An 18,551-nucleotide genomic window follows, 5' to 3' on the forward strand; every position below is an offset into this window, starting at 1 on the left:
TCGGGGAGCAGGGGTGCGCGTCGGTGACGGCGGATTCGCCTGGTTTTCCGGCGTGTGGCCAGGAGTAAATGGCGAGTGGGGTCAGTGCCGTGTTCGGCCCGCGCGGGGCGAGGCGGCGGCCATGCGGGGTAGGGGGCGCGGCGTCGACAGCGCGGTGTGGGCCTGACTGGCCCGGCGGGCCTGGGCGGTGGCTGCGATGTAGCGGGGGAGGAGGCGGTCGGTGATGCGCCAGGCAGCCGGTGCCGGTTCGGCGGGCACGGCCAGGGACGGCGGGGCGCTCATCCGGTCGCTGAGGTCCTCGTGGATGTCGTCGGGGACCAGGGGGCAGACCAGGATGCGACTGGTGCGGTGGCCCAGGAGGTAGAGCCGGAGTCCGTCGGGGCCGGTGAGTACGGCGTCCTCCAGGCGGTGGAAGCCGGCGAGGGGCGGCCGGGCGCCACTGGGTGTCCAGACACGGGCTATGCGTTCGAACCGGGAGGCAATGGTTGCGTGTTGCTGGACGTCTGCGGCCCAGTGGCCGGGCAGTCTGGCAGCCAGCTTGCGGGAGAAGTCGGCAAGGTCAGGGATGGGGTGGTTCCCTTCAAATCGACCGGCGGCGCCGTCCGGGGCAATGAGGACCTGAGCACCGCGCGGAGACCAATGGAAGCGACGGCGCCCGTGGAGGTCTCGTCACAGAGGGCGTGGGCAACGGGGGCGCGAGCCGACCCGGGACGACGTCCTGCGGCCCACGGATTACGCAATGCCGTCGGTGGGCGGTTGGAGGCCCTGGTTGTACCGCGGTGCCGCCAGGCGGCTCACAGTGAGGTGGACGACGAGGCGCGGGGTGAGGTGGAGCGGCTGTGGTGTCATCGGGTGCGCGGCCGGGCGAGGGCCGCGCTCGTGGCAGGTAGCGCCGACGGGATGCTGTTGGTGCGCCGATGGGCTGCCGTGCCGCGGATGGTTTCGAGGTAGGCGCCATTTTCGGCGAGGCGCCAGAAAGTCCATCCCGTGCGGATCGGTGAGATCTCCGGGCGTAGCGCTGTGACGACAGCGCGGGCGGCGCCGCTGGCGGTCTTGTAGTGACCTGCGCCTGGACCTGCGGGGATGGTCAGGGCACCAGTGGAGAGGGTGAAGTGGCCCTCAATGCGCGTGCGCTGGTAGATGGCATACACGGGAACGACCGTGTCTGGGCCGTCTGGTGTTGCGGGTGCGGGCTGAGCGTAGGCACGCAGGAGGTGAGCGATGACATCGCTGGTACTGAGCCCCAGGGCGCGGCCGAGGAGGGTCAGTTGATCGTGCGTCTCTGTGTTGAGAGGGAGGTGCTGAGGGCCTGACGTCAGAGGGTCCTCCTGGAGGGTGCTGGCGTGACGACTGACTACGCTGGCGGCGGGGGTGGCGGTTTGGTCACGGCGAGCGGACTTGGTGCGGTTCACGGGGGCGGTGGCAGTCAGCCGAGCGGGCGGCGTGGAGCCGTGCCGGGGCCGCAGGACGCTGATGACGGCGGGGTGGTGGAGCTTCTCGGCGCGGAGGGATGCGAGCTGGGGGCCGGCAGGGCGGAGGACGGTGCGGGGGTGAGGCGTACCGCGTGGTGGGTGACGCCCTGCGGCAGGTGGGCCGGGTCCCGCGGGGCGGGTTCGGGATCGGTGAGCGCACGGACGAAAGCGGTGACCACCAGGGCGGGGGTGCCCTCGGTGAAGGACGCCTCCCAGCGGTGGATGAATCGACCGGCCTGGATCCGTCCCGTCACCGTCCAGCAGGTCAGGGCGTCTTCGGGGGTCGTGGGCTTCGGTTTCGCGCAGCAGGGACGCGGTGTGGTCGGGCGAGGTCAGGCGCACGGTGCCGTGCGAACCGGTGGCACTCCATCCGGCGTTCCGCAGGGCCTGGACCGGGTCAACGGGGAGCGCCGGGTGGTGGGGTGCGGCCAGCGCGTGGAGCAGATCGGTGAGGATCTCGGCGGGGACGTTCCGGGTGAACTCGCCCGACCATGCCGGTGCTCCATCGGCGTCCGGCGCGCCGTACAGCCGCCAGGCTGGGTGCGGGAACGGGGCTGTGACGAGGGCGAGTTGCTGGTCGGGTGCTCGGTAGACGGTGTGGCCGTAGACCGGGTCCTGGGCTGCGCTCCAGTGGTGCTGGCGGGTGAGGACGTCGGTGACCTGGGTGGGGTCTCCGGGGCCGGCCAGGTGGCGGGGCGTGACCAGTACGTGCCCCGCGGGCAGCGGGGTGGAGGTGTTCACCGGCTTCGCCGGGCCGGGGAGCCCGGTTGCCGGGCAGCACAGCAGGGTGATCGTGGCCGGTCATGGGGACGGTGTCCTTGGCAGGGCTGCTTTGGTGGTGAAGTCAGCGAGGTGCGTGGCGGGTTGAACGGGAGAGGCCGGGACGGTCGGGGTTGGCGGGTGTCATGTCGTCGGGCTCGGGGGCGTAAGCGTCGATGAGGGTGCCCTGCCAGGGGCTTGCCACAGAGTGCGGGCGATCTGGGCGGTCCCGCGGTCGGTCCGTGGCCGGGACGGTGTGTGCCAGCCCGGCCGTGGAGGACGCTGCGCTAGGACGCGCCATCCGGCGCCGCGCAGCGAGGCACCGCTCTCACCTGCCTGCGTGTAGGTGATCAGACGCCGGTATCCGAGCGCCTTGGCCGCTCTCCAGGCGGCGCCGTAGAGCAGGGAGTTGGCGTTGCGCGCGCCGTCACTGGCCGTGCGGGTGACTTCGAGGGTGGTGCCGTCGTCCAGGTGCCGTGCGACGGGGCGGCCGACTACGGCCACGGCGCGCAGGATGCCGTCCTCGTCGGCGGCGCCGACCGAGAAGATCTGTCCGGCAGGCGGAGGGTGGTGCCGATGCCAGAGGCGGACGAACTCCTTGGCATCGCGTGAGCGGACGGGCACCAGATGCATGCGGGACTCGCTCATGCCGCCGTCCCGAAGTCGGACTGCACGGGGGCGTGCTTCGCGACGGCACGGGTGGTGATCGCCTTCGAAGCGCGGGCGGAGGCGGCGGACAGCTGGTCGGCGCCGGGTTCGAGATACCAGGGGCGCAGGTCGAGCATGGCCGCCCGCAGGCCGGTGGCGAAGCAGAGCGCGGTGCCCTTGGGCAGCGCGCGGATGGCGTCGGCGGCCAGGATTCGCTCCTGGCGCATCGACACCGACGTGCTCTTGCCGGACTCGGAGTGCGAGGTGGAGGTGGTCTCGACGTCGTGGTCGCCGATCAGACGTGAGAGCTTGTCGGCGAAGTCGGGGTCGTCGATACCCGAGCCGATGACCTTGATGGTGGAGGCGGACCACATGGCGTCCATGGCCGCGTCCCCCCAGACCTTCTGGCCCTGGCGGTAGGACTGCAAGATCGTGATGGGGATGATCCCGCGGCTGCCGAGGTGGGAGTACAGGTCCGGCAGGTCACTGATCTTGCAGACGTTCGCGGCCTCATCCAGGATCGCGAGCATCGGCGGGTCCAGACGGCCGCCGGCGCGTTCGGCCTGGGCGGTCGCGGCCCGCATCACGGAGTCCGCGCACGCGGCGATCAGGGCGCTGGCTCCGCCGCCGCCGTCCTTGGAGAGCAGGTACAAGGTGTCGGTGGAGGTGACGAACACCTCCGGCCGGAACTCCTCGGCATCCTTCTGCGGCGTCACCCACGCCGCGATCTCCGAGTTCAGCAGCGCGGCGGCGTACTGCCGCGCGGTCTCGTAGATGCCGTCGCGGGTCTCCGGCGGGCCCTCCACCGTGCCCTTGAGTTGAGCGGCGACCGCGGTGAAACCGTGGTCGCGCAGGATGTCGAGAGGGGTGCGGTCGGCGGGGAAGGCCAGCCACTGCATCACGTCGGTGATGGGACGCTCGTCCAGGGCTGCGGCGAGGAACAGCTGGGAGAGGATGTTGGATCCGGCCTTGGACCAGAAGTCGCCCTGCTGGCTCGCGTCCACGCTCGCGGCGAGGAAGTGGCCGGCGAGCCTGCCCGCCCCGTCGAGGGTCTTGGCGGTGGCGAGCGGATTCCACCACATCTCTCTCTGGGCGTGGGCGATCTGCTGCGGGTCCATCGACCAGGTCCGCCCGACTGCCGCCCGCGCGTCGAGCGTGGCGGTGAAGGCATCGCCCGCCGCCTTGTTCGAGGTGAGCAGGACTGGGCCGGGCGCGCTGAGGATGGAGGGGATTGCCAGGGAGGTGGTCTTGCCGGAGCGCGGCGCCATGATGGCGACGGCCACGTCCTCGTACCCCATGCGCACCTCGTACTTCGTGCCCTGGAGATTGCCGAGAAGGATGCCGGTGTCCCGGGCGTCGATGTGCTTGGCGTCCTTCAGGCTCGGGCGCAGCGAGCGGGCTTTGGAGGTGATGGCCTTGGCCATCAGCGGCTCGATGTCCGTGTGCTTGGCCATGCCCTCGATGCGCTTCCTGCGCCCGCCACTGCCGGCCTTGTACCGCTTGTAGAGCACGGCGGCGGTGATACCGAGGGCGATCAGGACGGCGCAGGGCAGGACGCGCGTGCCGAATAGAAGGAACGTTTCTTCTGTGTTGGGCCAGAGTCGGGCGGGGTGCAGGAGGGCCTGCACGGGCTGATAGGGGGCGCCTGGCCCGGAGCCGGTGGCCCAGGCGGTGATCTGCCCGCCGAGCCAGGCGAGGTTGGCCAGGGGAACGCCGACGGCGAGCGCTCCGAGAAGGATTTTGAACGCGATGTCGGTCGCGTCGGTGGACTTGGTGGAGGGCTGGGGCAAGAGGGCGGTTCCAGTGGGGAGTTGGGGCGCCTGCGGGTCAGCGGGGCCGGCGCGGCTTGGGCGTGTTCGGCGAGGAGGGCCCCGTGGCCGGTGGCGGAGGGGTGCGACGCTTGGCCAGGGTGGTGGTGCGGCGTTCCAGCGCGAAGGCGAAGGTCTCGGCGCTGACCTGGCCGGGGCTGGTGCGACCGTGAGTGGCGGCAAGGTGAGGTACGCGGTGCGGTTCGCGGATCAGGGGCGTTGTGTCGGCCAGCGCGCCGAAGAGCGCCGCGACCAGGTGGGGCGGGGTATCGCCGTCCACGTATCCGCGCCAGATGGAGGGGAGGTGGTGGACGGAGGTCTCGACGATCCAGCTGGCGGTGCGGCCGTCTTCGTGAACGGTGCGGTCGACGCGGGCCAGGCCGTCGGGTGCGGTCATGCCCTGGGGTGAGGTGTGACCGTCGTGGTGGCGGGGAGCGTGCCAGCCCGCCGCGCGCAGTGGCTCGTACGGGTCGCCCGACACCATCGGCTGTGGGCCAGGGGCGGTGAGGGCGTCGGTGACTGCGGCGATGATCTCGACCGGCGTGTGGGCATCGAAGGTCATCGACCAGGCCCGCTGGTCCCCGTGGCGTGCGTGGCGCAGGCTCCACCATGGCTCGGCCGGGTCCGGGTCGGGGGCGATGCGCAACTGGGCGAGCTGGTCGGGGCTGGTCAAGATGACCCGGGGGACCAGAGGGTCCTCGGCGCTGCTCCACCGGCAAGCGCGGTGGAGCGGGACGGTGACCCAGGCCGGGTCGCCGGGGCCGGCGAGGTAGCGGGGGGCGACCAGGACCACGTCGATGTCGTGCGGCATGCCGGTCACCTCCGGGCCGCAGAGGGCGCTGCTGCGACGGGAGCCGCAGGGCATGCGCGCGTCGTGGTTGGGGCCAGAGCCGGTGAGCGTGGCGGGAGATCTTGGGCGGCGGCGTGGATTTCCAGGAGCGCCTTGCCGTGGGTGGACCAGTCGTCGAGGTAGGACCAGGCTTCATCGTTGCGTTCCGCGACCGCGTCGTCGTACGCGAAGGTGCCGGGCCGGGCGGTCGGGGGCAGCGCGTCACGGGCTTCGAGCCAGTTCTCCTGTAGCGCGTCGAGCTGCTTGACCGCGTGGTCGAGAACACCTAGCTGCCAGGGCCAGCGGGACTGGAGGTGCGCGGGGTTGAGCTGCTGTACCTGGACCTCGGCGGTGGCCACCAGATCCTTGGCGAAGGCGCGGACGCGGTTGAAGGACCGCCAGGTGTCCGCGTCGCGTTTGACGGCACGACGGCTGTGTTCGTCATCGTCGAGGGGCCAGCCATCGAGGTCACTGTGCTCCTCTCGCCAGGCATCGAAGTCGGCGAGGATCTGCTCGCTTTCGCGCAGGAAGGCGGCGAGCTGGTGCAGGCGCTCGCGCTGGATTTCATCGGGGGCAGGGGCAGTTGGGGACAAGGACGCTCTCAGAGACGGAAGACGGGAAAAGGGGGGGCGGTGAGCTGGGCGGGGGCGCCGCCCGGCTCGATCAGCGGGCCCGGCCCAGGGAGGGAACGGCCGATGAGCGGAGGGACGTTGGTGGAGACGGGGTGAGTGCGGCGGGCCTTGCGCGCCACGGCACGCATCGTCTTGAGCCGCGCCTCGTGCGCGGCGGCGAGCTGCTCGCCCTGCGGGCCGCGCTGCTCCTGGGTGACCAGGTGAGTGTGCGGAACGTCGTACATGCCGCGTTGGACGGGCTCGCTGGTGGCCAGTGCGGTGGTGAATGCGGCGATCAGGTGGGCCGGCATCTGTTCGTCGAGGTAGGCGTGCTAAATGTGCCGGAAGCCACCGCCGCCGTTGGGCAGGGCGGCCTGGGCTCGCCAGTGAAAGGTCTCGCCAGGCTCGACGGCCCACCGCTCCAGGCTGAGGATGTTGTCAGGGTGGCGGGCGATCTCATTGCCCCGCTCGTCGCGCTCGTAGGACCAGCCCGCCGCTGTCAGGGGCGACCAGACGGGCGGAGCGTGTTCGGGGGCGGGTTCGAGCAGCGCGTCGGTGAGGGAGGCGAGGATTTCCACGGGGGTGTGCGCGCCGAACTCGGTGTACCACCGGCCGCCGTCCTCTTCCTGCCCGCGGATACGCCACCATGCCCCGTACGCCTCGGGGTCGGGCTCCAGCACCACGGTGTGCCGGTAGTCGGGGCTGACCAGCAGGACGTGGGGGAAGTCCGGATCGGAGCGGTTGGCCCAGCCTGCGGCCCGCAGCGCCTGGGTGATGTGCCGGGGATCTCCGCGCCCGGCGAGATGACGGGGCTGGGTCTCGAACCAGATGGTGCCGTGTGGGGAGTTGGCGCGGGTGGGCAGGTAGGGGTCGGTCATCGCCTTGGGGTGGCGGACTGCGTACGCAGCCGCTGTACGTCCCAGTGCAAGACGTGCCAGTCGGTGACCTCCTGGGCGGCCTCGCGGAAGGCTTCCATGGCCCGGAGGGTTTCATCGCTGACGGGGAGCGCGGCCTGCTGGCCGATGAGGTGCTCGGTGCAGCGCAGGATGCTGCCGAGCACGATCGGGACGCCGCGGTGCTCGTTGAGCAGCGGGGCCAGCAGCGGCAGCACCTCGGCGAGCGGGGGATGCTCCCGGAGATAGGCCGCCAGGTGGGCCAGGGTGTCGGCGGCCTGACGGATCCGCATGCCGCTAGGGGCCTGGGGTGTGTCGGAGGATGCCGGCTCCTGGGCGTCCGGGGCCGGGCGGCGGCCCCGGGGGGTGCGGGTGACGTGCGGGGCGAATGTGCGGAACTGCGCATCGAGGTCGTGGACCTGGCTCAGCAGGCTCCTCAACCGGTCGAACGCATCGTCGCTCTCGCCCTGCAGCTCAAAGGCGTAGCGGTCCTGGAGGGCGAAGTCGTTGCAGATGTCGCCGACCGCTTCGAAGATCTGCGTGAGGCGGCGAAGGGCTCCGTCATGTCGGTCGACGATCGGGGCCAGGGCCTCAGCGATGTCTGCCGGGCATTCGGCCCGGTCGAGCTGGTGGCTCAGGCGGAGCAGTCCGCTGGTGATGGCCTTGATGTCACTGGAGGAGAGGGAGTCGTCGTGCTGGGGCAAGGGTGATGGGCTTCCGTTGGGGTGTGCGGGGGTGTTCAGCGGCGGGCCCGGCCGCCTGCGGCGGTGTACGGCCCGGCGGTGGGTGTCTGGCGTCGTGGCCGGGTGGTGGCCCAGGAGTTGCGGGCCCAGGTAGCGGCGCGTGCGGCCTGGATGCGGGCCTGTTGCCAGGCGGACAGCTCCTCGGGCCGCACGGACACCGAGGTGGTGCGGATGCGGGTGGAGGGCGGCACGTGTCCGCGCGGGCGCATGACCTGCTGCGGGTCGGACAGGGCGGTACTGAACGCCTGGACGAGGTGCATCGGCGTGGTGGCCGTGAAGTGGGCGTCCCAGACGCGGCCGTGTTCATTGCGGGCGCCGGCCCACCAGTGCGCTTCGCCGGGCTTGGACTGGTGGAACTGCATCCAGGCGCCGCCGTCGGGGCTCATGGCGGTGACGTGCTGGTCCTGTTCGGTCGTCCAGTGCTGCTCGTGCAGGGGCGCCCACACGTTGGGTGCGTGCGCGGTGCGGGGGCGGGTGAGCGCGTCGGTGAACCCGGCGACGATCTCCACGGGCATCTGACGGGTGAAGGTCGCATGCCACGCTTCCTGGCCGGGGGTGGCCCTCCCGGAGATCGTCCACCCGCCGGGCTGGGTGAACGGGTCGTATCCGAGGCGGACGGACTTGTCCGGGCTGTCGAAGACCAGCGGCCCGCCGGTCTTGGACTTGTCGTTCCAGCCGGAGGCGCGCAGGAACTCGCTGACGTAGCGGATGTCGCCGCCGCCGGCGAGGTAGCGGGGCTCGACCAGGTAGTGCTGTTCGGCATGTTGGGCGCCGGGGCCCCAGCCGGTCCACTGCTGCTGTTTCACCGGCTCCTCCTGACGACCATGGGGGAGGCGACGGGGGTGGGCGGCAGGGTGCTTGCCGTGGTGGGCGGTGTCCCGAGCTGCTTGATGGCGTCGGCATGGTCGTCAAGGTCTATGCCGACGCTGTGGAGTTCGTTGGAGGCCCGGCCCATGGCGAGCCATACCTCGGGCGGGAGCATCCCTCGGTGGGCCTGGCTCTGGGCGAACCGGGTGCCGGTCTCCACCAGGTCGGTGACCCGGGTCAGGACGCCGCCCTCGGGGTCGAGGACTTTGCCGAGGATTTGGGCCGCTTGGCGAGGGGCGGCCTGGTCGAGGTAGTCGTCCAGGGTCTTGATGAGGCCGGCGATGTCCTCGGCGAGGCGTATGGGATAGGACGACAGGTCGGTCATGGGCCTCCTGGGGGCGAAGGGAAGGGGCGGTCAGCTACGTCGGCCGAGACGGCGGGCTTCACTGAGGGCGGCCTCTGGCCGGGCGCCGGCCAGAGGGAGGGGCCGCTCTGGGCTGCCGACAGCGACGGCGCGCAGGTAGCGGCGGAACAGGGCTGCCGCCAGGCGCGGGTTTCTGCTGACGGTGATGGGCGGGGGAGTGCGGTCGGGCGTGGGGATGAGCGTCTCTCTCGGATGACGGGCCGGCCCCCGGCAGCGGGGCCGGCCGGGGGAGGGTTACGGGGAGCGGCGGGAGGAGTGGCTTTCCGCTGCGGGCGGTGTTGCCGGGCGTGAGGCGGGGCGGGCGCGACCAGGGCTCTTGGACGCGAGCTGGGCGGCAGCCGGGGGCACGACGGCGGGACGGCTGGGGTTGCGGATGACCGCGACCGCTTCCTGGTAGGCGGTGGGGTCGAAGAGGTCATCGGGGATGTTGACCACGTATCCGGCCTGGAGCAGGGCGGGGATGGGCCGGGTAGCGGCCTTCTTCTGCTCGTCCTCGCTGAGGTGGCCGGGGACTTCGTGCCAGACGTAGACGGGTCCGGCCGTCACCGTGGTCTTGCGCTCCAGACCGAGCGTGTCGAGCAGCGCCAGCAGATGCTCGGGCGCCGCGGTGCGCGTCTCGGCGAAGATCGTGTCGGTTAGGGGCTTTCGGTAGATCTCGACATCACTGCCGTATTCGTCGGCACGGTTACCCATAGGGGCCTCTCCGTTCTGATGGGGTTATCGCCGCCGGACAGGCGACTTGGACGGGGCCGTGACCGCGGCGGTCTCCAACGCCGGCTTGGTCTGCGGGAGCCGCACGCTGACGCCGACACCGAGCCGGTCCAGCTGTGCTGCCGCGCGCTGGATCGCCTGGGCCTGTACGGCGGTGTCCTCACCGGACAGCACGAACGCGTTCAAGTCCTGGTCGTAGACACCGCCGTTGTCGGTGAGGATCTGTGCGGCGCCCGCCCGCTCGGGCTTGGCGACGTGGAAGTCGCGGCCCGCCAGCGTGATCACCACAAGCTCCGGCGGCGCAGGCGGAGTGAGACGTGCAGCGTGGTCATGGACCTCGGCGAGGGCCTTGTCGTAGCGGGGCAGCAGGTCGGTGGTGATGTCGGCTGCCGCCTTGACCGGGTCGTCGGGGACGACGATGCCGTCGGGCTCGCGTACGGTGCGGAAGGCTTCCGCGGGGATGCCGGCCGGTGCAACGGCGCCGACGAGGAACTCCTCGCCGCCGCGGGGACGTGCGATGACGTACAGGCGGGCGCCGTCCTCGCGGGTGAGGACCGCGTCCTGGTCCAGGACGTGCTCGGCAATCGCGTGGGCGAGAAGGTTCATGTCCCACACGTGTTCCGCGCGGGCGAACTGGTCGGGGTAGTGCGCATGCGTCTGGTGCTCGCTGGTCCAGTTGCCTGGGAGTTCATCGGCGAGGGCAAGGGCGAAGGACGCGAGATCGGGGGCGGGGTCGTGGTCGTGCATGGGTTCCTCGGGGATGGTGATGAGCGCCGCCGCTTGGGGGAAGCCGGGAGAGCGGGCGGCGGGCCGGGCGGCGTGGTGGTCCTCGGCGGAAGCGCGCAGCCGCACAGAGGCAGCGGGCCGGCAAGAGCCAAGAGCGCTGCGTCTTCGGGGGTGTTCAGCGGGAGCGGCGCGCGGAAGCCGAGTGAGGTGCGGGCGGTGTGACGGAGCGCGCTGCGGCGCGCTGGCTTGCTCCGGGCAGATCCGCGGTGGTGGCGTCGAGGTCCTGTTGGATGCCGTACAGGCGGCCGGCGATCCACTCCAGCTCGTGGGCCGCGTGGGGCCCGTAGGCGTGGGGCAGCTCATCGAGGCGGTGGGCGGCCTGTTCGATCAGACCGCGTACCGAGGCGATCGGCCCGTTGGCCTCGTCGGCGAGCTGGTGCATCAGCGTGGCGACCTGGGCCGCCACCGCAGACGGCGACTGATCCGCCGCCATCCACGGCAGCGCCGGGGGTCGGGCCAGCCGATGCGCGGTCGACGGACGTCCGCCGTGGCTCTGCGCCGGCACCAGGCCCAGGTCGGTTTCGATGCGCCGGCACTCTTCACTCAGCGTCCGCGCGAGCGGGTGGGGCTGCTGGGCCCAGGCGCCGTCGCCGCGGATGCGATTGGCAATCACGTCGAGTCGGTCGGGCCGGGCCTGAAGCGCGACCCACCGGCATGCGTGCTCATCTCCGGTGGGTGCGAGACCGGCGACGTGGGTCAGCCGTTGGGCGATCTCTGCCCACTCCGGCCGGTGCAGTGCCCGGTCGGAGGGGTGCAGCCGAACCGCCATGTGGAAGATCTCCGGCTCCATCCCGGTCGGCCCGTCGGCGTGCGGATGGAGATCCCGCGGTGCCTGCAAGTACTCCTCCCAGTCGGTGAACATCCACTCCTGGGGTCCGTCTTCGGCGACGGCGGGGTCCAGGGGTGCGTGGGTCACCACGGCATCGCCCAGCACGTCCTGTTCGGCAACCGGGATGCCCATCGCCGCCGACAGCGCGATGGCAGGGAAGAGCTGTTCTCCAACGATGTGCGGGATCACCGGCCACCCTCTGCATCCAGGACGTGCACGAGCTGGTTCAGTGCGGTGACCGAGTACCAACCGCAGTCGATCACGGCGCCTGCGTCGGCGAACTTCGGGATCAGGTAGTCCTCCAGAGCGCGCAGGTAAATCAGGCAGTCGGGACAGCGCCGCGAGAGATGGACCAGATAGCGGGGGTGGCCGGTGATGAAGGTCTGCTGCCCGCCGTTGGGGTCGCGCAGCCGCCACCCGTCCTCGTCGGTAGGCGTATGCCAGGACGGCGTCACCACCGTCATAGCGTCGCCCCACAGCTCGCCGCCTGCGACGCCCTTAAGGACGACGACCTGGTCGCCAGGCCGGAAGTGGCCATGGGTCATGTCCCTCTTGGGCGTGAGGATGTCGTCGGGAACGTACGGCGGACGAACAGCTTCGGGCACAGCGGGGGCTTCCTTCCACGAACGGCACAGGGTGGCGGTGGGAAGGACAATGGTCCGGAGGATCCCCGGTTTTGCTAACCGGGGAACGTGGGGTACAAGGCATCCCTCGTATGCCCCGGTGAGGCCACCGGCCCCCTAGCGGAAGGGATTTTCGTTGCCCCGGTCGGCTTCCGTGGCGGCGTCGAGAAGCTCGGGAAGGTCGCTGCCCTCGGCATCGCGCTGGTCGATCCACCACCCGGCACGAGTGATCGTGCGGATCGTCTCTTCGAGTGCGGACCAGTCCACCTCGTCCCAGGTGCCCTCGGTGACCAGCGCGGTGTAGGCGGCGGTGACCAGCTGGTGGCGCGTGCGTTCGCCCCACTCCAGAGCGCGGTCGGGGCCTTCGAGCGCGGGCATGTCGAACTGGGCGGCCCAGTCGGCAGCCGCCTGCTGTTCGGCGGCGCGACGGGCGGCAATCCACTCCTCCTTGCCGGCGCTGTCGTTGTCGCGGGCGGCCCTCCAGCAGTCGGTGCAGTCCTTCGATGCGAGCCAGCGGGCGAAGGCGGCCCGCTTGTCGGCGGGGCGGTCGGACAGGTTGTGGGTTATGGCGTGTCCACAGGTGTGGACAACTTCGTAGGACGTTCGGATTGCCACGTAATTGTTCCTGCTTTCTGTTTTCTAGGTCGTTTCAACGTGTCCTGCGGATGGCGTCTGTGGCCGCCGTGGCGATGGCGGCGGGAGCGCTGGAGGGCCGGGGCAGGTGCAACAAGGTGGTCCCCGGCAAGTGGAGAGACCTCGGGGCGAGGGTGAGCTGGAGTACGGCGCAGCCGGCGGTCGTGAGCTGCTTGACGCGGGTGACGGCTTGAGCGGTTTCGTCGGGGGTGTAGATGGCGTCGGTGACGATCACGAGGAGGCGGCCGGCGCCGGGGCGGGTGAGTTCGAGGCCGTGGTCGAGTGCGTCGATGGCGTCACCGAGGTTGTGACTGCTGCCGTTGGCACCGAACGTCGTCACGCGCTCCGGTGCTCGGTGGGTGGGTCGGGTCAACGCGGTCAGATGCGTGTCGTAGGCGATGGTGGCGGTGCGGGAGTCGGGGTCGGTCAGGGCTGCTGCGCGTGCCACGATCCAGGCAGCGGACGCGACGGGCGCGCAGGCGTCACGCATGGAGCCGGAGACGTCGACGGCTATACCCACACGCAGCGGTGGGGTGGGGGAGTTCCGGCGGCGGGTGTGGGTGAACGGTTCCGCGGTAGGGACCGACCCGGCCGCGCGCTGAGCGTCGCGGGCGAGGGCCGCGCGCATGTTGAGGCGGCCGGGCGGGGTGGGGCTGGTGGTCCGCTCCTCTGTCCGCTCGCGGTAGGCCGCGGCCCGGAGCGCGCGGCTCAGGCGAGCTGCGGCACTCTTCTCAGCGGCGGTAGGCCGACGGGTGCCGGTGACAGGGTTGCTGTAGGGCGCGGGTGTGCCGTCGGGGTTGACGGTGCCGCCGCCGGAGTTGAAGACGGACCTCGCGGTGGCGGCGGCCTGGCGTCGCCGACTGGCCTGCTGGGCACGGTCGTTGGCCTGTGCCCTTGACCGGGTGGCCATGGCGGCGGTCGCTGCGGCCTGTGCCGCGAGGTCGGCGGCGTCGGCGGCTGCCGCGTTGTCCATGACCACCCCCACCGCGCCGGACAGCAGATCGGCGAGGTTCTCCGGCACGGGCAGGGCAGGGGCCGCGGCGTCCAGAGCGTCACACCATTCTTGAGCGTGCGCGAGCATGGCCGTGGCGTCGTGGTCGGCGCACTGGTGAGCTGCGGTCCAGATGCCGGTGAGTGTGGCCAGCAGGTTTGCGCCCAACACCTTTTCGCACAGGTCGGCGACGGCCCGGGTCTCGCCGGCGTCCAGGATGCCGACATCACGGCGGCCGAGGATCAGGGCCGCCACGCCGGCGGCGTGCTCGATGCCCTGGAGGGTGGGGTGAGCGATGTCGGGCATGACCAGCGTGCGGGCACTGGTGCGCAGGTACCTGCGGTCCGTGGGCCGCGCGATGAGGTGTGCGCCTTCGACCCGGCTCTCCTCCAGCAGGAGCGCGGCCTCGACGACACGGGGGTCCGCTCCGGCAGGCTCCGTCCAGACGGAGTGGGCCGCGTGCGCGGCCTCGTGGACGAACACCCCCCAGGCGGCGGGATACCGCTCCTCATCGCCCACGATCCGCGGATGGATCTCGTGAGGCTTAAGCGGGGCGAACAGACCGGCGTCGAACTCGACCTCTCCCAGAGCGGGGAAGAACGCGGCCGGTGCACCACTGCGGGTGCCGGGGCGGCACGTGACGAGGAGGTCCTGACGGCCGGAAAGGGCGACCAGCCGATCGCCGAGTTCGGCTCCCACGCGCAGCCACGCGGCCGGGGAGGAACGCGGTTGCGCGGGCGGCGCGCCGTCGTCGTCCCATCGCGCGAGCTCGGCAGCATCGTCTGGCCTGGACTGGACGTGGCGGTGGGCGCTCATCGCGACCGTCCCCGGTGCGCGGAGCCGGTGCTGCCCGCGGGCTGCCGGACGGCCGAGGCGGAAAGCTGCTTGCCAAGGGTGAGGGGGCGGACCTCCTTGACGCCGACAGCCTTGATGACGGCGGCAGCGACGGCGTCGCGATCCTCCAGAGGGGCGATGCCGACCAGGTTCGCGAGGGCTGCTTTGGTGCCGAGGACGGCCTCGGTCTTCTGGTAGCTGAGCAACTCTCGCAGCTGAGGGGCCCAGCCCAGCTCTCCGAGTTCGACCTGGCGCGAGAGGTGCCGGGCGACCCGGACCACCCGCGCATCGATCCTCAGCGCCAGCGCGAGGTCATAGTCCGTGCCGATCTGGATCTGCACGCTGAACCGGCTCGCGAGCGCCTCCGTCAAAACCGCCCCGTGGACGCCGGGATTGTGGCCCGCCACCACGTAGAAGCCCGGCTCGGCCTTGATGGTCTCGCCCTTGTGGGCCTTGACCTGGATCTGCCTGCGCCCGTCCATCGCGGGATACAGCGCCGCCAGGACCTTCGGTGAGATCAAGGTGGCATCGTCGATCAGCAGGGCGCGGCCCTCGGTCATCGCGGTGACCAGCGGACCGTACTGGAAGACGTAGGCTCCCGCGTCGTCCTGTGTGTACTCGCCGATCAAGTCGCCGACCGTGGTGTCGCCGTCACCGGCGACGGTGAGCAGGTCCGGGAACGCCGCCTCGACCAGACTCGTCTTGCCGGTGCCCGGAGGGCCGTAGAGCAGCACCGGCACGTCGGCGTCGCGCAAGCGGTTCAACGCCTCAACGTCGGGCAGATCGGCCAGCTCCCGGGGGTGGTAGATCTGGCCCCCCGCGCGGCGGATCGGGCCGGTCTGCCTGGGAGTGGCTGCTGCGGGAATGGCCGTGCGGGCCGTCGCCGCCTGGGCGCGGGGAGAGTGGGTGCCCGGTGGGCTGATCACAGCGGTCTGCGCGGCTGCGGCGGTTTTGGCGTTCGCGCGGAACTTCGGTTGTCCGGTTCCATTTTGGTCGGCCTCGCCGCGTCGCACCAGGGTGAGGGCGGCGTTGCGGACGGCGCCGTGGGAGTGGCCCAGATGCCTGGCCATGTCCCCGATGGTGAGCGTGTCCGCCGGCCGGTCGGCCAGCAGCCGGGCCACCTTGGCCCGCAGTTCGCCGCCCTTGGTGCGCGCTGGACCGGTAGGCGTTCCGGGTGTGGTCAAAACGAGAATCCTTCAACAGGTGCGGGTGCGAACGGGGTTGGCGATGCGCTGGAGAGGCTGGCCGCTCTCGGAGCGGATCACGGACTGTGCCGACATCGGCGACCGGGCCAACCGGGGCGTACCGTCGGCGCTCACCAGCCGACCGTGGGCTCGGTCCAGGGGCACAGGGTGGCCGGCGACGAGCAGCTCGCTGGCTGCCGAGCAGGCCCGTGCGTCCGCTCCGTACCGGGTTCCGTCGCTCGGCAGGCGCAGCCTGGCGTCTCTTCGAAGCCGTCCTGGAGCAGGATCCGCCGGGCGGCGGCGTTGTAGCCGGTGGTGGTGATCTCGCCGGTGATGGCGTGCCGGATCGTCATGAAAGGCTCTGCTGGTGTTTCGGGCAAGGCGGATCTCCTATCGGTGGTGGCGGGAAAGCCGTGGGGTGTTGGCGAAGGCGAGGGGGGTCCGGAGCTTCCAGCACACAACGGTGCGTGGCTGGACCACGAACGATGGGAAATGCCTGCCGACATGCGGGCTTCAACGCCTCGCAGCGACCTGACTCGCCCTTCCGCACGTTCCGATAGCCGGGTGTACCTACAGCGGCCATAGACGAATCTCCTTTTAGGTAAAGGGCGTTCAGCGGGCAGCGTGCGCCGGAGCACGGCGATGCCGGCCCCGGCGGCGGGCGGCGGCTCCCGGGACCGCGAGGTGGCGGTGGGCGGCGACCAGGACAAACATGGTGAGCGTGGCGCCGACGGCGGGCAGGGCCGAACCGAGGTGAGGATGCTCGGCGAGCGCGCCAGCCACAGCGGTCCCGGCGGCCTGCCCGGTGCCGACCGCGGCGATCAGCCAGGCGTACCCCTCGGTCGTGGAGCCCGCAGGGGCGAGGGCGTCCACGGTCAGGAACGCCGATGTGATCACGGCGGTCAGCAGCAGTCCCGGCACTGCGGTCAGCGCGACGGCCGTGGTAGGGCCGGCGGCCACCACCAGGGGTGCCCAACCGGCGGCGAACAGGAGGGCCGAAGTAAGGAGTTGCCCGGTAAGCGTTCCCGGCCAGGTCCGGCGCCCGTACAGGAAGCCGCCGACGAGGCTGCCGGTGGACAGCGCGGCGGGGATCAATCCGGACAGCAGATCCATGCCGAGGGTGTCGGCGAGCGAGACGGCCCACACATTCATCGCGCCCAAGGCGAAACCCACGCCGCTCACCGCGACGAACAACCACCGAAGCCCCGGGTGGGCCAGGGGCCCGAGCGTCCCGGTGCGGTGCGCTTTGGGGGCGGGGCGCCAGTGGCGGGAAGGCGCGGCGCTCAGCACCACCGTGGCACCGACCAGCCCCAGCGCGGCGCTCACCACCATCGCGGTGCGCGGCCCGGTCGTCGTGGACAGCACGGCGACCAGTGGGGGTCCGGTGACGTAGATCAGCCCCTGGGCGCCGGTGTCGAGCGCGAGCGCCGCCCGGCGCCGCGCCTCGTCGGGCAGGACCACAGGCCACAGGGCCCGCAGTCCTGCCTCCAGCGGCGGGGTGCTCAGCCCGGCGGCCGCGACGAGACCGGCCGCGGTGCCCGGCCGGGCGGCGACCTCAACCATCGACAGGGCGAGCAGGCAGATCGTGGTGAGCAGGACCGCGGTGCCGGTGACCAGACTCTGTCCACGCCGGTCGACCATGCGGCCCAGGACCGGCTGCCCGACGGCGGAGACCAGTCCGTACAGCGCGCACAGCAGTCCGCCCGTCTTCAGCGAGCCGCCCTGGTCGGTGACGAGCAGGAGGATCGCGACGGGTGCCATACCGCTTGGCAGGCGGCCGATCAGGGTGCCGAACAGCAGGCGTGCGACGTGGCGTTGCGCGAGCAGCGGGCCCGAGCCGGTGGTGGAGGTCAACGCGTGCTTTCTGGGGTGAGGCACCCCGGTGGTGTGGGGGCGCTAACGACGGCGGGCAGCGCCGGGGGGCGGGGGTGCGGCAGGCCCTGCGGGCGGTGTGGGCGTAGGTGCAGGGGGTGGGGGAGGGAGGTGGAACAGGGGGTGGGGCGTGCGGTGGGGTGGCAGAACGCCGGCCCCCAGGCTCTCGGCCACGGACTCGATTTCCTCTCGCAGCGCGTCGAGCTGCCGCGCGAGGACGGACAGGCGGGCGGCTGAGCGCTGCCCCTGCTTTGTTTCCAGCGCGTCGGCGAACGATGCGGCCCGGTCCAGGAGTTCGGTCAGGCGGGGCAGCGGGCCGCGGGAGCGGCCGGAGGTGTCGACGGCGTCGAGCAGCGCCATGGAGACGTCCCCGGTGTGCCGTGCCTCGTCGACCTGCCGCACCAGCTTCACGACCGAAACCTCTGCTGCGGGAGGCTGGGGTGCGAAGGGCGCGAAGTCCCGGTTCAGGATGCCCGCGGGTACTGCGGGCGGGGATGCCTGGACCGCCTTGTTCACAGTGTCGTAGTGGCCAAGGACCCGCATCTGTTCGCTGCCGAGTTCACCGGCGAGCACCACCACGGTCGGCTCGCCGTCCTCGACGAGGTGCGCCACGGTGATCAGCTCGTTGTCGGCGCTGTACCACACATCGTCGGCATCCAAGTCCCCGCGCCGCCAGGCCGCCTGCGCCATATCCGTCCAGAGCTGTTGCTCCTCACCAGTCAGCGGCGGGCCGGCGGGGCGGTGCTGTTCGGCAAGGTCGCTGATGATGAAGGAGCGCTCGGCCCAGGCCAGGACGTAGGGCCACTGCTGGAGGTGACGGACGCTAGGAGCGTCGGCGTGGGGCTGGCCGGTGGGCGCGGACCGGATGCGGTGGATCTGCCCTGTGGCGTGAACCAGGTCGTCGATCAGCTCGTGCCAGGCAGCATGGTGTCGGGCCGGCGGCATCGCGTCCACGGCGCTGCGCGCGGCGGCCAGCAGCGTTTCCGCGTGCGGCAGGATGTGCCGCTCGAATGCCTCGACGCCTTCCTGACGCTGGCCGCGTGCAATGGCTGCCATGGTCTGCGAGGCGTCCGCGGCTGTGGCCGCGTGGGCCC

The 18,551-nt window shown here is 71.3% G+C and carries 21 protein-coding genes and 2 pseudogenes; all 23 read right to left on the reverse strand.

Annotation, left to right across the window (positions count from 1 at the left end):
* Nucleotides 1-81: 81 nt before the first annotated feature.
* Nucleotides 82-282 (reverse strand): hypothetical protein, encoded by a 201-nt coding sequence (locus tag ABZ404_RS12815; protein ID WP_358830672.1) that lies wholly within the window; start codon nt 280-282, stop codon nt 82-84.
* Nucleotides 283-845: 563 nt separating this feature from the next.
* Nucleotides 846-1,151: a hypothetical protein gene (locus ABZ404_RS12820; protein ID WP_358830828.1), complete on the reverse strand. Its 306-nt coding sequence runs from the start codon at nt 1,149-1,151 to the stop codon at nt 846-848.
* Between the two features lie 275 nt (nt 1,152-1,426).
* Nucleotides 1,427-1,741 (reverse strand): DUF317 domain-containing protein, encoded by a 315-nt coding sequence (locus ABZ404_RS12825; RefSeq protein ID WP_358830821.1) that lies wholly within the window; start codon nt 1,739-1,741, stop codon nt 1,427-1,429.
* Between the two features lie 160 nt (nt 1,742-1,901).
* A pseudogene (locus tag ABZ404_RS12830) lies at nt 1,902-2,213 on the reverse strand (DUF317 domain-containing protein); the annotation flags it as partial.
* Nucleotides 2,214-2,375: 162 nt separating this feature from the next.
* A complete protein-coding gene (locus ABZ404_RS12835; protein WP_358830673.1) occupies nt 2,376-2,879 on the reverse strand; it encodes an XF1762 family protein in 504 nt (167 codons plus the stop codon).
* Nucleotides 2,876-4,669: a TraM recognition domain-containing protein gene (locus ABZ404_RS12840; RefSeq protein WP_358830674.1), complete on the reverse strand. Its 1,794-nt coding sequence runs from the start codon at nt 4,667-4,669 to the stop codon at nt 2,876-2,878. Before ABZ404_RS12840 ends, ABZ404_RS12835 begins: the two co-directional genes overlap by 4 nt.
* 37 nt (nt 4,670-4,706) lie before the next feature.
* A complete protein-coding gene (locus tag ABZ404_RS12845) occupies nt 4,707-5,498 on the reverse strand; it encodes a DUF317 domain-containing protein (RefSeq protein WP_358830675.1) in 792 nt (263 codons plus the stop codon).
* Nucleotides 5,499-5,503: 5 nt separating this feature from the next.
* Nucleotides 5,504-6,109: a hypothetical protein gene (locus ABZ404_RS12850; RefSeq protein ID WP_358830676.1), complete on the reverse strand. Its 606-nt coding sequence runs from the start codon at nt 6,107-6,109 to the stop codon at nt 5,504-5,506.
* Nucleotides 6,110-6,117: 8 nt separating this feature from the next.
* A pseudogene (locus ABZ404_RS12855) lies at nt 6,118-6,447 on the reverse strand (hypothetical protein); the annotation flags it as partial.
* A 12-nt stretch (nt 6,448-6,459) separates the two neighbouring features.
* On the reverse strand, nt 6,460-7,005 hold the full coding sequence (locus ABZ404_RS12860) for a DUF317 domain-containing protein (RefSeq protein WP_358830677.1): 546 nt from the start codon (nt 7,003-7,005) through the stop codon (nt 6,460-6,462).
* A complete protein-coding gene (locus ABZ404_RS12865; protein WP_358830678.1) occupies nt 7,002-7,724 on the reverse strand; it encodes a hypothetical protein in 723 nt (240 codons plus the stop codon). Before ABZ404_RS12865 ends, ABZ404_RS12860 begins: the two co-directional genes overlap by 4 nt.
* A gap of 35 nt (nt 7,725-7,759) precedes the next feature.
* Nucleotides 7,760-8,569: a DUF317 domain-containing protein gene (locus tag ABZ404_RS12870; protein WP_358830679.1), complete on the reverse strand. Its 810-nt coding sequence runs from the start codon at nt 8,567-8,569 to the stop codon at nt 7,760-7,762.
* Nucleotides 8,566-8,955 (reverse strand): hypothetical protein, encoded by a 390-nt coding sequence (locus ABZ404_RS12875; protein ID WP_358830680.1) that lies wholly within the window; start codon nt 8,953-8,955, stop codon nt 8,566-8,568. The genes ABZ404_RS12870 and ABZ404_RS12875 overlap by 4 nt, the downstream gene beginning before the upstream one ends.
* Nucleotides 8,956-9,228: 273 nt before the next feature.
* The gene (locus ABZ404_RS12880) at nt 9,229-9,687 is read right to left on the reverse strand and encodes a hypothetical protein (RefSeq protein ID WP_358830681.1); all 459 of its coding nucleotides are present in this window, start codon (nt 9,685-9,687) and stop codon (nt 9,229-9,231) included.
* Nucleotides 9,688-9,711: 24 nt separating this feature from the next.
* Entirely contained in the window at nt 9,712-10,557 is an 846-nt protein-coding gene (locus ABZ404_RS12885; protein ID WP_358830682.1) for a hypothetical protein, read from the reverse strand.
* 49 nt (nt 10,558-10,606) lie between these two features.
* Nucleotides 10,607-11,509: a hypothetical protein gene (locus ABZ404_RS12890; RefSeq protein ID WP_358830683.1), complete on the reverse strand. Its 903-nt coding sequence runs from the start codon at nt 11,507-11,509 to the stop codon at nt 10,607-10,609.
* Nucleotides 11,506-11,865, reverse strand: coding sequence for a hypothetical protein (locus ABZ404_RS12895; RefSeq protein WP_358830822.1), 360 nt, complete (start codon nt 11,863-11,865; stop codon nt 11,506-11,508). Before ABZ404_RS12895 ends, ABZ404_RS12890 begins: the two co-directional genes overlap by 4 nt.
* A 195-nt stretch (nt 11,866-12,060) precedes the next feature.
* On the reverse strand, nt 12,061-12,558 hold the full coding sequence (locus ABZ404_RS12900) for a hypothetical protein (protein WP_358830684.1): 498 nt from the start codon (nt 12,556-12,558) through the stop codon (nt 12,061-12,063).
* A gap of 34 nt (nt 12,559-12,592) precedes the next feature.
* Nucleotides 12,593-14,383, reverse strand: a complete 1,791-nt coding sequence (locus tag ABZ404_RS12905; protein WP_358830685.1) for a hypothetical protein — start codon at nt 14,381-14,383, stop codon at nt 12,593-12,595.
* Nucleotides 14,380-15,522, reverse strand: a complete 1,143-nt coding sequence (locus ABZ404_RS12910) for an AAA family ATPase (RefSeq protein ID WP_358830823.1) — start codon at nt 15,520-15,522, stop codon at nt 14,380-14,382. The genes ABZ404_RS12905 and ABZ404_RS12910 overlap by 4 nt, the downstream gene beginning before the upstream one ends.
* A gap of 194 nt (nt 15,523-15,716) precedes the next feature.
* Nucleotides 15,717-15,938: a hypothetical protein gene (locus ABZ404_RS12915; protein WP_358830686.1), complete on the reverse strand. Its 222-nt coding sequence runs from the start codon at nt 15,936-15,938 to the stop codon at nt 15,717-15,719.
* Nucleotides 15,939-16,197: 259 nt separating this feature from the next.
* Complete coding sequence (locus tag ABZ404_RS12920; RefSeq protein ID WP_358830687.1) at nt 16,198-17,439, reverse strand: MFS transporter; 1,242 nt, start codon at nt 17,437-17,439, stop codon at nt 16,198-16,200.
* 42 nt (nt 17,440-17,481) lie between these two features.
* Entirely contained in the window at nt 17,482-18,513 is a 1,032-nt protein-coding gene (locus ABZ404_RS12925) for a hypothetical protein (RefSeq protein ID WP_358830688.1), read from the reverse strand.
* Nucleotides 18,514-18,551: the final 38 nt, after the last annotated feature.

Source organism: Streptomyces sp. NPDC005878 (assembly GCF_040629815.1).
Classification (GTDB): Bacteria; Actinomycetota; Actinomycetes; order Streptomycetales; family Streptomycetaceae; genus Streptomyces.